This window comes from Mycobacterium intracellulare ATCC 13950 (assembly GCF_000277125.1).
GTDB lineage: Bacteria > Actinomycetota > Actinomycetes > Mycobacteriales > Mycobacteriaceae > Mycobacterium > Mycobacterium intracellulare.
The window spans coordinates 5098813-5113911 of sequence record NC_016946.1; the positions used below are offsets into that span (position 1 = coordinate 5098813).

General features: G+C 69.9%; 15 protein-coding genes. 4 read left to right on the forward strand and 11 right to left on the reverse strand.

Annotation, left to right across the window (positions count from 1 at the left end; all coding sequences use genetic code 11):
* The 3 genes from OCU_RS48570 to OCU_RS48580 form a co-directional block, all read right to left on the reverse strand.
* Positions 1-297, reverse strand: a complete 297-nt coding sequence (locus OCU_RS48570; protein WP_008261847.1) for a hypothetical protein — start codon at positions 295-297, stop codon at positions 1-3.
* Between the two features lie 20 nt (positions 298-317).
* Positions 318-1835, reverse strand: coding sequence for a class I adenylate-forming enzyme family protein (locus OCU_RS48575; RefSeq protein ID WP_014381415.1), 1518 nt, complete (start codon positions 1833-1835; stop codon positions 318-320).
* 178 nt (positions 1836-2013) lie between these two features.
* Positions 2014-2556: a methyltransferase family protein gene (locus OCU_RS48580; protein ID WP_014381416.1), complete on the reverse strand. Its 543-nt coding sequence runs from the start codon at positions 2554-2556 to the stop codon at positions 2014-2016.
* A 98-nt stretch (positions 2557-2654) separates the two neighbouring features.
* Here OCU_RS48580 and OCU_RS48585 point away from each other — a divergent pair, with 98 nt between their 5' ends.
* Entirely contained in the window at positions 2655-3245 is a 591-nt protein-coding gene (locus tag OCU_RS48585; RefSeq protein WP_008261850.1) for a TetR/AcrR family transcriptional regulator, read from the forward strand.
* Here OCU_RS48585 and OCU_RS48590 read toward each other — a convergent pair.
* The 5 genes from OCU_RS48590 to OCU_RS48610 form a co-directional block, all read right to left on the reverse strand.
* Positions 3242-4018 (reverse strand): crotonase/enoyl-CoA hydratase family protein, encoded by a 777-nt coding sequence (locus OCU_RS48590; RefSeq protein WP_008261853.1) that lies wholly within the window; start codon positions 4016-4018, stop codon positions 3242-3244. The genes OCU_RS48585 and OCU_RS48590 overlap by 4 nt on opposite strands.
* 126 nt (positions 4019-4144) lie before the next feature.
* Positions 4145-5554: a WS/DGAT/MGAT family O-acyltransferase gene (locus tag OCU_RS48595; protein WP_014385998.1), complete on the reverse strand. Its 1410-nt coding sequence runs from the start codon at positions 5552-5554 to the stop codon at positions 4145-4147.
* Positions 5555-5598: 44 nt separating this feature from the next.
* A complete protein-coding gene (locus OCU_RS48600) occupies positions 5599-6804 on the reverse strand; it encodes an alpha/beta hydrolase (RefSeq protein ID WP_014381418.1) in 1206 nt (401 codons plus the stop codon).
* A 168-nt stretch (positions 6805-6972) separates the two neighbouring features.
* Positions 6973-7635, reverse strand: coding sequence for a class I SAM-dependent methyltransferase (locus tag OCU_RS48605; RefSeq protein WP_008261863.1), 663 nt, complete (start codon positions 7633-7635; stop codon positions 6973-6975).
* Between the two features lie 226 nt (positions 7636-7861).
* Positions 7862-8590: an alpha/beta fold hydrolase gene (locus OCU_RS48610; protein WP_014381419.1), complete on the reverse strand. Its 729-nt coding sequence runs from the start codon at positions 8588-8590 to the stop codon at positions 7862-7864.
* Positions 8591-8764: 174 nt separating this feature from the next.
* On the opposite strand from OCU_RS48610, the gene OCU_RS48615 reads away from it, so the two are divergent.
* On the forward strand, positions 8765-9664 hold the full coding sequence (locus OCU_RS48615) for an alpha/beta hydrolase (protein ID WP_041787127.1): 900 nt from the start codon (positions 8765-8767) through the stop codon (positions 9662-9664).
* Positions 9665-9672: 8 nt separating this feature from the next.
* Here OCU_RS48615 and OCU_RS48620 read toward each other — a convergent pair whose 3' ends face one another.
* From OCU_RS48620 to OCU_RS48630, 3 genes are read right to left on the reverse strand one after another with little or no spacing between them, the layout of a single operon-like run.
* On the reverse strand, positions 9673-10986 hold the full coding sequence (locus tag OCU_RS48620) for an amidohydrolase family protein (protein ID WP_014381421.1): 1314 nt from the start codon (positions 10984-10986) through the stop codon (positions 9673-9675).
* Positions 10980-12170, reverse strand: a complete 1191-nt coding sequence (locus tag OCU_RS48625; protein WP_041787128.1) for a CoA transferase — start codon at positions 12168-12170, stop codon at positions 10980-10982. The genes OCU_RS48620 and OCU_RS48625 overlap by 7 nt, the downstream gene beginning before the upstream one ends.
* Positions 12171-12193: 23 nt before the next feature.
* Positions 12194-13210, reverse strand: coding sequence for a MaoC family dehydratase (locus OCU_RS48630; protein WP_014386003.1), 1017 nt, complete (start codon positions 13208-13210; stop codon positions 12194-12196).
* A 123-nt stretch (positions 13211-13333) separates the two neighbouring features.
* Here OCU_RS48630 and OCU_RS48635 point away from each other — a divergent pair, with 123 nt between their 5' ends.
* Together OCU_RS48635 and OCU_RS48640 are read left to right on the forward strand one after the other, a co-directional pair.
* On the forward strand, positions 13334-14479 hold the full coding sequence (locus OCU_RS48635) for an acyl-CoA dehydrogenase family protein (protein WP_014381424.1): 1146 nt from the start codon (positions 13334-13336) through the stop codon (positions 14477-14479).
* 85 nt (positions 14480-14564) lie between these two features.
* Positions 14565-15062 carry a CD225/dispanin family protein gene (locus OCU_RS48640; RefSeq protein ID WP_014381425.1) on the forward strand — a complete coding sequence of 166 codons (498 nt, stop codon included), beginning with the start codon at positions 14565-14567 and terminating at the stop codon, positions 15060-15062.
* Positions 15063-15099 lie beyond the last annotated feature (37 nt).

A 15099-nucleotide genomic window follows, 5' to 3' on the forward strand; every position in this document is an offset into this window, starting at 1 on the left:
TCAGTCGCTCGCGGGTAGCGGCTTGACCTCTTTGAGGTGCAGCGCGGTCTGCCCGATGCTCAGGCTTCCGGCGCCGGGCTTGGTCACCAGCACCTCGGCGCCGGATTCGTCCACGTAGCGCTTGCCCATGACCGTGCCGTCGGAGAACGCCGGGTCCAGTTCGCCCGAGCGCTCGGCGCCCACCGGCACCATCGGCGCACCGCCACACCGCAGGTCGTCGAGGCTGTCCGCGCTTCTGACGACGATCACCTGGGTGTCGCATACCTGGCTGGCGAGACGAGTTCCGTTCTTGATCATTGATTTCCGTCCTTGATCGCTTACTGCTGGGCCGGCGCGGAGCGCAATTCCGTGAGGGTCTGGATGATCTCCCGCCGCAACACCTTGCCGGTGGCGGTGGTGGGCAGCTCGTCGCGAAACACTACCTCGTCGGGGGTGCGTGATCCGCGCAAACTCTTGCGGACGAATTCGCGCAGTTCCGCGGGGTCGGGGTCGACGCCCGGCGCCGGCACCACCACCGCGACGATCGCCTGGCCCCACTGCGGATCCTCGACCCCGACCACGGCGACGTCCCGCACGTGGGGGTGCTCGACCAGGACCTCTTCGAGTTCGGCGGGCGCGATGTTCTCGCCGCCGCGGATGATCGTGTCGTCGCTGCGCCCACCGATGAACAGGTAGCCCTCGTCGTCGAGCATGGCGATGTCCTTGGTCGGGAACCAGCCGTTCTCGTCGAGCACCGAACCGATCCCGGTGTAGCGGCCCGAGACCTGCTCGCCCCGCACGAACAGCTCACCGGTCTCGCCCGGCGGCAGCACGTTGCCGACCTCGTCGCGGATCTGCAGCTCGATGCCCGCCACCGCCTGCCCGACCGACCCCAGCCGCCGCGCGCCCTCCGGAGTCGACGCCGCCAGCGCCGCGCGATGGTCGTCGGGAGTCAGCACCGCGATCGTCGAGCTGGTCTCGGTCAGGCCGTAGGCGTTGACGAAGCCCACGTCGGGGAGCAGCTCGAGGGCCCGGCGAACCAGCGGCAAACCGACCTTGGAGCCGCCGTAGGCGAGGTTGCGCAGCGACGGCAACTCGATGGCCGGCCCGTCCCCGTTCTCCAGCACCGTGACGATGCGGTCGAGCATGGTCGGCACCACCGTCGCGGTGGTCACGTTCTCCGTGTTGATCAGCCGAACCCATTCCTGCGCATCGAAATTGGGCAGGTACACCATCTTGCGGCCCGCATACAGATTCGACAGCGCGGCGCTGACCCCGGCGATGTGGTACGGCGGCACGCAGATCAGCGCGGCATCGGTGTCGGCGGCCGCCCCGAATTCCACCGTCCCGGTGACGTAACTGGTCAGGTTGTTGTGCGAGAGCTCGACGGCCTTGGGCTGCGAGGTGGTGCCCGACGTGAACAGCACGATCGCGACGGCGTCCGGATCGGGGAATTCCGCCGCGGGCTCGGCACCGCCGGCGGCGTCGAGGAAGTCGTCGGACACCATCACCCGGTCCGACACCCCGCCGATCATCTCCCGGTAGCGACCGTCGACCACCACCAACGGCTCGGGCAGCCGCTCGATCAGCGCCTGGATGCCCTCGGCGGAGAGCCGGTAATTGATCGGCGTGAACGCCACCCCGGCGCGCGCCGCGGCGAAGATCAACACCGGCAGCATCGCGCCGCCGGTGCCCACGTACACCAGGTGCTTGGCGCCCGAGGCCGCGACCACCCCCGCCCCGCCGTCGGCAAGATCGCTGAGCTGCTGCGTGGTCAGCCGCAAATCGCCGGACACCACCGCGGTGCGCTCGGCGTCGCCGGACACGGCCATCTCGAGCAGCAACGAAATGCTCATCCTCGATCCTTCTGGATTCCCGGCCCTTTACAAATCTCGTCTGCAGTGTAACTCAGCCGGATTGCCCCTCGATGCCGAGCTTGCCGCGCGACGGGCGCCCTGGTCACGGCGGGTCCCTCGACGGCAAAGGTGGGACGGGAACCCCGAGTTGCGATCGGTGCCGGCGCTTGCCACCGCCTCAGGAGCGGGCGGGCGGATCCCAGGCCGAGACCCGCGGGATCCAGCGCGGCACGTTGCTTCGATAGTCGACGTATTCACGGCCGTAGCGCTCGGCGAGATGGGGCTCCTCCCAGAACCGGATGGCGATGGCCTGGAACGTGAAAAAGATTGCGAACCAAAGCAATAGCGGGCCCGATGCAATGATGGCCGCCTCGCCGAGCAGGATGCACAGCACGCCGGTGATCATCGGGTTCCGCACGTGCCGGTACGGGCCCCGCACCACCAGATGGACCGGCTCCCCCATCACGTTGCCCAGCCCGAGCGTCCCCTCGCCCACCCGGTCGAACAGCACATTCGTCCAGATCATCAGGGCCAGGCCGGCGGCGATCAGCACGCAGCCGACCGTGATCAGCGCGATCGTCGGCGCGGCATCCAGGCGCGGCTCGTGCACGCCGGCCGTGCCGACGATCAGGGCCGGCACCACGAGCGTCATCGTCGCCGGGAACAACAGGACCGATATCAGGTGGCGCCACCACAGGCGTCGCCGCGTCCTCGTCACCATTGAAGGCCTCCTTCAGCTAATACTTCAACCTTCGTTCAACAACTAAGGTACGCCGCGCGGCGGCATTCGCCAACGCCTGTTGAACTATTCTGGTGCGCATGCCAGCAGCGCGGCGCGCCGGCCGGTGGCGCACCGGCCAAGTGAACAGACAGCGCATCATCGATGCGGCGCGAGAACGCTTCATGCGCGACGGGTACGAACGGGCCACCGTCCGCGCGATCGCGGCCGACGCCGGTGTGGACGTCGCGATGGTCTACTACTTTTTCGGCAACAAGGAAGGTCTGTTCACCGCGTCCACGCTGACCGGTCCCGAGCACCCGTTGCACCAGCTGGCCACACTGCTCGACGAGGGGACCGAACGGGTCGGCGAACGGCTGGCGCGCCGCTTCCTCGAGCACTGGGAACAAGGCGCCGTGTTCGAGCCGTTCCTGACGCTGTGGCGTTCGGCGGCGATCCACCCCGAGGCGCGAAAGGTGTTGCACGACAGCCTCGCCGGCCCGATCGCCGAGCGGGTCGCGACGGAATTCGGGGTTGCCGATGCCGAGCTACGGGTCGAGCTGGTGGCCAGCCACCTGGCCGGGCTCGCCTTCGCGCGCTACCAGCTCAAGATCGAGCCGCTCGCGTCGACCAGCATCGAGGACCTGGTCGGCCGGCTGGGGCCGACGCTGCAGCGGTATCTGACCGATTAAGTGCCCGTCCACTTGGGTGGGCGCTTCTCGGCGAAGGCGATCGCGCCCTCCTTGGCGTCGTTGGAGGAGAACACCGGGGCGAGCAGCTTGTTCTGCTCGGCGAACATGGTCTCGGGGCTCCAGCCGCGGGACTCGACGATGATCTGCTTGGTGGCGGCCACCGCCAGCGGCCCGTTCGCGGCGATCTTCTCGGCCAGCTCGATCGCCGCGTCCAGCGCCGATCCGGGCTCGGCGAGGACGTTGACCATTCCCAGCGCGTGCGCGCGCTCGGCGCTCAGGTTTTCACCGGTCAGTGCCAGCTCCATGGCGATCGCGGACGGGATGCGTTGCGGCAGCCGCAGCAGCCCGCCGCCCCCGGCGACCAGGCCGCGCTTGACCTCCGGGATGCCGAACGCCGAGTCCTTGGAGGCCACGATCAGGTCGGTCGCCAACGCCAGCTCGGTGCCGCCGGCCAGCGCGTAGCCCTCGACCGCCGCGATCAGCGGCTTGACTGGCGGACGTTCGGTGAAGCCCATGCCGCGGCCCTCGACGATCGGGAGCTCGCCGCGGGCGAAGGCCTTGAGGTCCATGCCCGCGCAGAACGAGCCGCCCGCGCCGGTGAGGATGCCGACCGACAGTCCGGGTTCGTCGTCGAGCCGGTCGACGGCGGCGGCCAGGCCGTTGGCCACCGCGGAGTTGACCGCGTTCTTGGCCTTCGGCCGGTTGATCGTGATGATGAGGATCCGGTCCCGCTGTTCGACCAGGACTTCGGGTTCGTTGGCCTCTTCGCTCACGGTGCTCCCTTGTTCGTCACGCTACTGACTTGTCGGACCGATGGTAACGGTCGACGGGAACGGCGTTAACGGCCCGGCGAGATTCGGGTTACCGCCCGCGCGAGGTCAGCGACCGTACCGACCCGGTCAGGCCGGCGCCATCGCGGCTTCGATTGTGGTGAGCTTCTCCGAAATCCCTGCGGCCCTGCGTATTTCGATAAAATCGTTGACCATGGCGTCGGTGACCTCGTGCGGGTCCTCGCACGTGGCCCCGTCGGCGAGCACCGAGATGTTGAGCTGATCGACATAGCTCCACACGGTGATGTTGAGCCCACTGCCCGCGGTCAACGGGCCCACCGAATAGATCTCGGTGACCAGCGCACCGCCGACGCGGCCGCGCTCGCGCGGCCCGGGGACGTTGGAGATGTTCAGGTTGAGGATCTTGTTGTGGCCATCGCGGCCGGACGCCCACCGGAAGAAGGCCTGGGTGGGGCCCGGGGGCATGTAGGCCGCCCACCGGCTGACCAACTCCGGTCCCATCAGCTGATTGCTTTCCTTGGCGGCGATCGCGTTCTCGTGGCTGCACCGCACCCGCTCCAGCGGATCGTCGGAATCGGTCGGCAGGCCGACCAGCACGCCGGTGAAACGATTACCGGAGATCCGCTCGGGCGAGAAGTCGAAACTCATTGGCACCGAAGCCAACAACGGCTCGGCCTTGCCGTCGTAGCGCAACAGCAGGGTGCGCAACGCGCCCGTCGACATGGCCAGCACCATGTCGTTGATCGTCGCCCCGAGCCGCTTGCCGGTCTCCTTGACGTCGGCCAGGGCCAGTGTGGCGGTGGCGAACCGGCGTTCCGGGGTGAGCTTGTGGTTCATGAACGTCGGCGGCGGCTCGAACGGCCGCGTCAGTTCCGGGGAGAACTTGCGTGTGCTGCGGCGCACCCGGCCCAAACCCTGCGCGGTGTAGCGGATCGTGTGCGGCAGCCGCCCGACGTGGCGGACGTGGTCGGCGAGCGCCGAGGCGACGAGCTGCCGCGTGGTCGGGGGCGGGTCGCACATGTACGGTCCGCCGTCCGGGCACGGCTGCAGGTCCATGCCGCGGGCCAACAAATTCGCCGATGCGACGCCGTCGGCGAGCGCGTGGTGAATTTTGCCGACGACCGCAATCCTGTTGTTGGCCAACCCTTCCACGAAGTACATCTCCCAGAGCGGGCGGCTGCGGTCGAGCGGGGTGCTGGCGATTTGCCCGATGGCTTCGTCCAGCTCGCGGCGGCCCCCGGGCGGCGACACTCGCCAGGGACGGATGTGATAGTCGAGGTCGACCTCGCAGTTTTCCCGCCACATCGGGTGGTGGAAGTTGAGGGGGACCTCGATGAGCTGGTAGCAGAACGGATCGAGCTTGTTCAGCCGGCCGGCGATGACTTGTCGGAACGCGTCGACGTCCAGGGAACGCCGATCAACGTCCAGCTCGATGACGGCGGCTTTGATGGTGTGCATGTGCACGTTCGGCGTTTCGCTGTACAGCAGCACCGAGTCCCAGCCGCTAAGCCTCTTCACCGCTGCCCCTTACCCATAGAGGGACCATACTCAGCGGCGCCGGCTCAGATAACCTCTTTTGCCACGATCCGTGTCTTGGTGCGATAAACCTGGTTGAGGAACAGGGAGGCGACGTGTGCCGCCGCGCCGGCGCGCTCGCCGTCGATGAGGTCGTATCCGTGGCCCGCACCGGGCAACTCCAGGTAGCCCACCGTCGAATGCGACACCGTCCGCAGCCGCTCGACGAAGCTGCGCGCCTGCTCCACCGGGATGACGCTGTCCTTGCTGCCGTGAATCACGAGGAAGGGAGGCGCATTACGGTGCACTCGGGCGATCGGCGAGGCGGCCCGGAATACCTCGGGGTGACGGGCGATCGACTTTCTCACCACGACCCGTTCCAGGAATTCGACGAACCGGGCGCGCTCCGCCGTCGAGCGGTCCTCCCAGTCGTAGCGGCCATAAATTCCGACGACCGCGTCCACCGACGTGTCCGCACCCTCGGGCAGCTTCGCCCGGTACTCCGGGTCGTCGGGGGTCAGCCCGGCCAGCGCGCACAGGTGGCCGCCGGCCGAACACCCCGCTATCGCAACGAAATTGCGGTCGCCGCCGAACTTGTCGACGTTGGCGCGCGCCCACGCGATGGCGGTTTTGACGTCGACGATGTGGCGCGGCCAGCGGTGGTGCGGCGCGACGCGGTAGTCGACCGCCAGGCACACCCACCCCTGCTCGGCCAGCCGCGACATCAGCGCGGACCCCTGACCCATGCACCTGCCGTGCACCCAGGCGCCGCCCGGCAGGAAGATCAGGACCGGCGCGGGTTGCGCGGGCAGGTCTTTGCGGCGCCAGACGTCGAGCACCTGTGCGGGGTGGTCCCCGTAGTGGACGCCCCGGCGATAAAGGTGGCGCCGCTGGCGCAGGCCGTCCCAGATCGGCGGTGTCCGTTCGGCCGCCGGCCAATCCATCTCGAGGTCCGCCGCCGACACGACCCCCCGCAACGCCGCGAGGGAGACCTGCCGCGTGCTCTCACGGTCCCGGCGCCGCGCGTCGTTGATCCCCGGCGTGAACCAGTCCTTGGTCGCCGCGGAGATCGCCTCGGGCGCGTGCCGCGCGCCCCACACGCCCATGGCGGTGATGCCGGCCAGCGGCTCGAGGTGTTTGCCGACCACCGGCAGCGACGCCCCGGCCACGCTCAGTGCCAGCGCATAGTCGGCGGGACCGGCCCGCAGCAACCACTTCATCCACGGTGTGAAACCCGGTCGGTTCGCCGTCATGTCGGGAACTGTACCCCCGGGCAGGTCGCCGAAACCGGTGTTTACGTAGAACCGGCTATGGTTGCGCTCACGCTTTGCCCAGGGGTGTCGCTGAAGGGGTTATTCATCCTGTTTGGAACGCATTTGGCGGTTCGCTACGCGCGCCGGATTTAGCTGCGCGCGACACGCTCAGACCGCCGCCAGGCTGGCGATCACCCGGTCGCCGATCAGGCGGACGCCGGTCAGCGTCAGCCCCACCTGCGCGGCCAGCGCGGCGGCGCTGTCCACCCCGACGGTGGCCCAGCGAAACCAGGGTCCGACCTCGCACGACGACTCGAGGCGGACCCAGCGCGACCGGATGCCGATGGTCTCGGCTTCGAATTCGGCGATGCAACGGCCGCCGCGGGCCAACAACTCGAAGGCGCGCGCGAGAATCCGCAGCGGGTCTCCACCGAGCCCGACGTTGCCGTCGACCAGTAACACCGTCTGCCACAAGCCCGTTCCGGGCAGCTCCTCGAACACGTCACCCAACAGGGCCGGCGCACCGCCCCGGCCCGCCAGCTGGATCGCGGTCGCGGATCGGTCGATACCGAGTGCGGGGATGCCCCGCTGGATCAGTCTCGCCACCAACCGCCCCGGACCGCAGCCCAGCTCGATGGTCGGCCCGGTGCACATCTGGGTGACGGCCTCGTCGAAAACCTCGTCGACGGCGTCACCGGATCCGCCTGAGCCGTCGGGGGGACATCGCACGCCCAACCAGCGGTGCGCCGGCAGCGGCCGCAGCTCGCCGTCGTCATGGCGGATCCAACATCGCTCCCCGCCGAGTGCCCGATCGTATAGCTGCCCCAGCATGTCTCGCCCCTCGCGTCGCGGCCGATCGGGCGGCCTGCGGACGCGCGGCCCCAGGCGGGACGTAGCGAACACGAGCCGACAAACCCCACAGCTGACGGCAAGCACGTTCGCCAGCATTGCACCGATACCCCGATCGCGGTTCGGTTAATCCACTGCCTTGTGGGCCCTGCGCGGGCCCGTTAGGGCTACGTGGCAACGCGTGTTTCGGTTCGATAGCGGCGCCGCGTCACCCGAACAGAAACGACTCCAGCAGCGCGTTCACCCGGGCGGGGTCCTCGAGCGCCGCGAGGTGCGCGACCCCGTCCAGGACGGTGAAGGACGCGGTAGGGATCGACTCGGCCATGGCCCGGGTTTCGGCCACCGGGAAGGTGGCGTCTTCCGCGCCGGCGACCACCAGCACCGGCGCCGTGACGCGCGCCAGCAGGGCGTGCTGATCGGGCCGGGCCGAGACCACGCTGTGCACCGCCCAGCGGACCGAATCGGCGTTCACCGCAGCCACGTTCGTCCGCACGGCCTCGACCACGTCCGGGCGGGTGCGCAGCGTGGTCGGCCCCAGGAAGGCGCGGATGCTCGACCGGGTCAGCGGCGGCCGGATGCCGCCGAGCAGTCTCGCCAGCCACAGCATGGCGGCGTACTGAATCTTTTGCGCGACACCGGCTTTGGAGGCGGTGCAATTCATCAGCACGGCGCGGTCGAGCCGTTCGGGGTGCAGCGCGGCGAAGGTGCCGCCGATCATCCCGCCCCAGGAGTTGCCCACGAAGTGGGCGCGGTCGATGCCGAGCCCGTCCAGCAGGTCGACGACGCAGCGCGCGCAGTCGGCGAAGCTGAAGGGCCCGCTCAGCGGCGCGCTGCCGCCGTGGCCGGGCGGGTCGACGAGCACCAGGCGATGGCTGTCGCCGAACCGGGCGGCCTGCCCGGCCCACAGGTCGCCCGTCATCAGCAGGCTCGGCCACATGAGGACCGCGGGACCGGTTCCGCCACTCACCTGGACCCGAAGCGTCCCGAGCGTCGTGTCGACCAATCGCGTGGCGAGGTGGGGGACGTTTGCGGGCACGCGGCCTCCTCGTGTCATGAACGGCAGAACACCGATAGCGGTCCCTTCATTTTCCCCGTCGGTGATACTGGATCGGTGACGAACGACGCTGTTCATCCTGACCTGCAAAAACTCGCCCGCTTCGCTCCCCGGCGGCTCGTCGGCCCACGCACCCTGCCTATCATGCGGGCGGCGATGGACTGGCGGGCGCGGCTGGGCAAGCCCGTCCGCGACGTCGAGGTGATCACCCTCGAGTCGGGGGCCGGCGTCCGGCTGTTCCGGCCCGCCGATGTCAGCGAGCCGACGCCCGCGCTGCTGTGGATTCACGGCGGCGGATACGTGATCGGCACCGCCCAGCAGGACGACCGGTTGTGCAGCGGGTTCAGCAGGCGGCTGGGCATCACCGTGGCGTCGGTGGAATACCGCCTGGCGCCCGAACATCCGTACCCCGCACCGCTGGAAGACTGCTACGCGGCGCTGACCTGGCTCGCCGGGCTGCCGTCGGTGGACCGGTACCGGGTGGCCATCGGGGGTGCCAGCGCCGGCGGTGGCCTCGCCGCGGCCCTGGCCCTGCTGGCCCGCGACCGCGCCGAGGTGAGCCCCTCGTTCCAGCTGCTGACCTATCCCATGCTCGACGACCGCAGTTCGGCGACCGAGCCCAGCGCGAACTACCGGCTCTGGGACAACCGCAGCAACCGATTCGGTTGGGCCGCATACCTGGGCGGCGCGGACCCGCAGGTCGCGGTGCCCGCCCGGCGCGACGACCTGAGCGGGCTGCCCCCGGCGTGGATCGGTGTGGGCACCCATGACCTGTTCCACGACGAAGACCTGGCCTACGCCGAACGGCTGAAAGCCGCCGGGGTGCCGTGCCAGGTCGAGATCGTTCCCGGCGCCTTCCACGGGTTCGACCTGATCGCGCCGAAACTTCAAGTGTCGCAACAGTTCTTCGGCAGCCAATGCGACATCCTGCGCGCCGCGCTCGCCCCGGCGTCCTGACCGCCGGGTCACATCGCGAAGTACACCAGCTCGCCGCCGATGACGGTGGCGGCCACCATGCCGGCGTCCAGCTCGGCCAGCGCCGTCGCCGGTGGCTCGCTGAGCACGCACAGGTCGCCCGGCTGCCCGGTGCGCACGGCGCGCACCCGGTCCGGTCGATCCGCGCACCCCAGAAACATCGTCAAAGCCGTTGACGGCGAGACACATTCGTCGGCGCCCAGAACGGCACCGCTCGGTGTGGTGCGGTGCACCGCGGCGCGCATCGCCGTCCACGGGTCGCCGTGGCCGAACGGCATGTCGGTGGACAGCGCGACCGGCACGCCCGCGTCGCGCAGCGCCGCGACGCGCCACAGCTGATCGTGCTCGGCGGCGGGAACCTCGGCGAGGTACTGATCGCCGCGCTCGGCGACGAAGTTGGGCTGGGTGACCACGGTGACCCCGAGCTCGGCGAGGTCGGCCACGTTGTCGTCGGGCACCACCGCGGCGTGTTCGATGCGGTCCTGCGGGTGGCCGCCGGCCGCGCGCAGGGCGCCGATGGTCACCACCAGCTGGGCCGCGGTCACGCAGTGCACGGCGACCGGTTGGCCCGTGTTGTGCTGCCCGGCAATCCATTCCGTGAGGCCGTCGAGGTCGAGGCGGTCGTCGTGCAGGATTTTCTTGCCCGGGGACAGGAAGCTGACCCGTGGCCGGAACTCGCCGCGGCCGTGCGCCGCCGCCAGCAAGGCCCTGTCGTCGGCGTCGAGGTCGGGGGTGGCGTCGGTGACCCCGGTGACGCCGGTCGCCGTGATGCGGCGGCTGAGTTCGGCGAGGTCGGTTTCGCGTCGGTCCAGGGCCTGCGCCCAGCCGTCGTCGGCGCTGCGCAGTCGCCCGTCGGGGTGTTCGGCCAGGCCGATCCGGCCCAGCGCCTCGGAGTTGAGGATCCACAGCGCGCCGCTGCGGTGCTGGATGCGCACGGGCACGCTGCGGACCATCGCGTCCAGAGCGGTCCGGTCGAGTTCCCCGGCGACCGAATCGTGGTAGCCGACGGCGCGAATCCACCCGTCGGGCCCGGGCGTGGCGTTTGCCAGCAACTGGGTGAGCTCGGCTTCGGTGCTGACCCCGGGCGGTCCGACGAAAAACGAATCGAGCGCCGAGGCCGCCGAGCGCAGGTGCACGTGGTGGTCGTGCAGCCCGGGCAGCACGGTTCCGCCGCCCGCGTACAGGACGCCCTCGCCAGCGCGCGGCGTCAGCCCCTCGCCCGAGGGCGCCATCTCCTCGATCTGCGCGCCAACGCGGATGTCGGTCACGGTCCCATCCAGCAGGGTCGCCTGACGAATCAGCATGACGGGCAACGTCTTTGGCCGACAAGGTGGCGCACCGCCGCGTTGTCGGCGCCCAGCCCGGACGCGGGAGGCGCCGCCGGCGGCATTAGCGGCGGTGACACCGGCGCGGGCGACTCCGAGGGCCCCGTGGGCAGCGCCGCGTAGGTCGCGGCGACGGCCGCCATGGAGAGGCGGATCAATTCGCCGCCGCCGCGCGCCAGGGATTCGGCCACCGCCAGCGCCGCCTGCAGGCCGGTCAGCGGGTCGGCGATGGCGTCGCCGCAGAACACCGGCCCCTCGGCGCTGGTCCCGACCAGGCCGCCACCGACGGCGGCGTCGTCCCCGAATCCCGGTCGGCGGCCGTCATAGGCGGTGATTTGCAACCAGATTCGGCCCGGTCGTGGCGCGACGTCGTCGGGCCCGAGGCCCCGGCGCGCCAGCCCGGCCGGGCGGGAGCCCTCGATGACGACGTCGCTGACCGTGAGGAGCTCGCGCAATTCGTCGGTCTGGCTGTCGAAATCGATGCCATAGCACAGCTTTTCGTGGTTCATCCAGTCGAAGAAGGTTCGGTCCCCGGCGCGGGTTCCGTCCGGGCGGCGAGGGCTTTCGACCTTGACCACCGTCGCCCCGGCGTGGGCCAGCAGCCGACCGCACAGCGGGCCCGCCCACATCGAGGACAGATCGGCCACCAGCAGCCCCCGCGGCGCGCGCGGTGGCGCCGGCGGTCCGATGCGGCGTGTGTGCGACGGCGCGGCCGTCGCCTCACCCAGGCCCGCCGCCGGGATGTCGAGCAACGCCGCCCGCTCGACGATGTCGGGGACCGCACGGGTGGCGGCCCACCGTCGCAGCTGCGGCCACGGGTCGACCGCGGCGTCGTCGACCTGCAGGAGCGCCGGGACGGCGGCGAGGTCGTCGGCGCGGGAGAGGGTGAGCGCGCACCAGCCGTCCCGCGCCGCGAGCAGGCGGGTGGCGCCGCCGGGCGACACCCGGCCGGCGCGGGTCAGGCCCCGCAGGGCGGCCCGGCCGGTCAGCAGCCCGGCCGCGTCGACGTCGATGCCCCAGCGGCCGCCGATCGCCGCGGCCACCTCGTGCGCGCGGGACAGCACGCGGGCGCGGGAGAAGTCGGCGGGTCCGTCGGGCGGGCCGGTCAGGTAGGCCAGCCCGCTGCTTCCCCAGGCGGTTGCGGCCGAGCTCACGCCCCCCATTGTGCTCGTGGCGCGCATCGTCGTTAGAACTGCAGCGCGCGAAACCGCCAGTCCAGCACCGGCCGGTCCGGCCCGCCCTCCGCGTCACCGGCGGCATACACCAGCGACCGCAACCCGAGCACTCCCCCATGCTCGGTCGGCTCGGCGGATTCGATGTGCAGCTCGCTGTAGAGGGTGTCGCCCTCGTGTACGGGACCTGTGTGATCGCACGACTCCCAGCCCAGCACCGTCACCAGGTTGGGCAGCAGCCTGCCGGCCTGCGCGAGCGCCAGCCCGATGGTGTGTCCGCCGTACACCAGCCGGCGCCCGCCGACCCGCGAATCATGATGGGTCGCAGCGATATTCAGGGTGAGCCGGGCGAGCTCGGGGGCATTGGTGACGACGTCGGCGGTGCTGTGCAGCACCGATCCCGCCAGAGCGGGATCGAAGTGCGGCCCGGGCACCTTGGTGCGGAAAACCTCACCGTCCCATTGCGCGGTGGGATCGTGGGCCGGGCCGGGCACGTCGGCGCCGATGGTGGACAGATCGTCGTGCGGTGCGTTGTCGGCATCGAAATCCGGTCCGGCGGGCAGCATCCCGCAACGGTAGAAGTCGAGTACCAACTGGTCGGCCTGGTCGATCGTGATCATCCGCAGCGCCACCAAGCCCGTCGGGGCCCGGCCCGGCTTGGGTGAATTGGCCCGCAGCCCAACCACTTCGGTGCGGGTGTAGAGGGAATCGCCGATGACGGGGAACCGGTGAAACACCAGGCCGCGATAGAACAGGTTGGCCTTGACCCGCTGGGTCACCAGCGTCGACTGGCCGATCGCCACGTCACACACCAACCCCGGGTGGGCCAACGGGGCGGGCAGCCCCGTCACCGCCCCGCACAGATCGGCGTCGAGCGCCAGGCGCAGCCGGTCGCCCACGATCGCCTGGTGCGCGCCCGCCAGGCCGGACGACAGCGTCATCGACGGCGCCCAGTCGAACACCTGCCCCACCGAGAGGTCGTCGAAGTACGGCCCACCCTCGCGAATCCGCGCATACCCGTCACTAGTCACAACGCCACATGCTGGCAGGCTGTGGAATCGAGGGTCAATCCGGATCAGGCCCAACGTCGACCTGCTGGTGCCGATTTTCCCCAGCAAGTCGACGTTCGGCGCGAATCGACGAGGTGCTCATAGGTGAACGACGAAGAGGACATGCTGGTCGCGACGGTGCGGGCGTTCATCGACCGCGAGGTCAAGCCGAGCGTGCGCGAGACCGAACACGCCGATACCTATCCCGAGGCGTGGATCGAGCAGATGAAGCGGATCGGCATCTACGGGCTGGCCGTGCCCGAGGAGTATGGCGGCTCGCCGGTGTCCATGCCCTGCTACGTGCGGGTCACCGAGGAACTGGCGCGGGGCTGGATGAGCCTGGCCGGCGCGATGGGCGGGCACACCGTGGTCGCCAAGCTGCTGACGCTGTTCGGCACCGAGGAGCAGAAGCGGACCTACCTGCCTCCGATGGCCGGCGGCGAGGTGCGCGCCACCATGGCATTGACCGAGCCCGGCGGCGGCTCGGACCTGCAGAACATGGCGACCACCGCCCTGAGCGACGACGCGGGCGGCCTGGTGATCAACGGGTCCAAGACCTGGATCAGCAACGCCCGCCGCTCCGGGCTGATCGCCCTGTTGTGCAAGACCGACCCGAACGCCAAGCCGCGCCACACGGGCATCTCGATCGTGCTCGTCGAGCACGGGCCGGGCCTGACGGTGTCGCGGGACCTGCCCAAGCTGGGCTACAAGGGCGTGGAGTCCTGCGAGCTGTCCTTCGACAATTACCGGGTGCCGGAAACGGCGATACTGGGTGGCGTTGCGGGCGAGGGCTTTTCACAGATGATGAAGGGACTCGAGACGGGCCGCATCCAGGTGGCGGCCCGCGCCCTGGGCGTCGCCACCGCCGCGCTGGAGGATGCGCTGGCCTACGCCCAGCAGCGGGAGAGCTTCGGGCAGCCGATCTGGCAGCACCAATCGGTGGGCAACTACCTGGCCGACATGGCGACCAAACTCACCGCCGCCCGCCAGCTCACCCGCTACGCCGCCGAGCGCTACGACAGCGGTGAACGCTGCGACATGGAAGCCGGGATGGCCAAGCTGTTCGCCTCCGAGGTGGCGATGGAGATCGCGCTGAACGCGGTGCGAATCCACGGCGGCTACGGTTATTCCACCGAATACGACGTCGAACGCTACTTTCGGGACGCGCCGTTGATGATCGTCGGTGAAGGCACCAACGAGATCCAGCGCAATGTGATCGCCCGGCAACTGGTGACCCGCGGCGGGATCTGACGCGGGCTTGTCAATCGCGCGGCGGCAGAACGGCGTTTGGGAGTATATTTGCCTGACTTCCGAACCAAAGGGAAAGGCAGCCGCCATGAGTTATCCTCCCGCGCCGCCCGGCGGTTCGCCTGAATGGCCGGGGCAACAGCCGGAATGGCAAGGGCAACAACCGGAATGGCAAGGCCAGCCGCCGCCGGACTGGCAAGGTCAGCCGCCGCCGGGGTATCCGCCGCAGCCGCCCCCGGCGTGGCCGGGTCAGCCGCCCACGGGATGGCCCGCGGCCCAGCCGGGCTGGCAGGGCCAGCCGGAACCCGAGAACTATCTGGTCTGGGCGATCCTGTGCACGGTGCTGTGCTGCCTGCCGCTGGGGATCGTCTCGATTGTGTACTCCAACAAGGTCTCCGGGCTGTGGGCGCAGGGCCGCTACGCCGAGGCGCACGAGGCGGCCAACAACGCCAAGAAGTGGGCCATCATCGGCGCCATCGTGGGCGTCGTCGCGGCGGTGATCTTCGTGCTGATCTACGTCGTCGCCGGGGTGCTTGTCGTCTCCCATCTGCCCTCGACGACCACGACCACGTATTCGGGCTTCTGACGCCGAACCCGGGCCACGTCGAGCGTGCCGCGGCGCG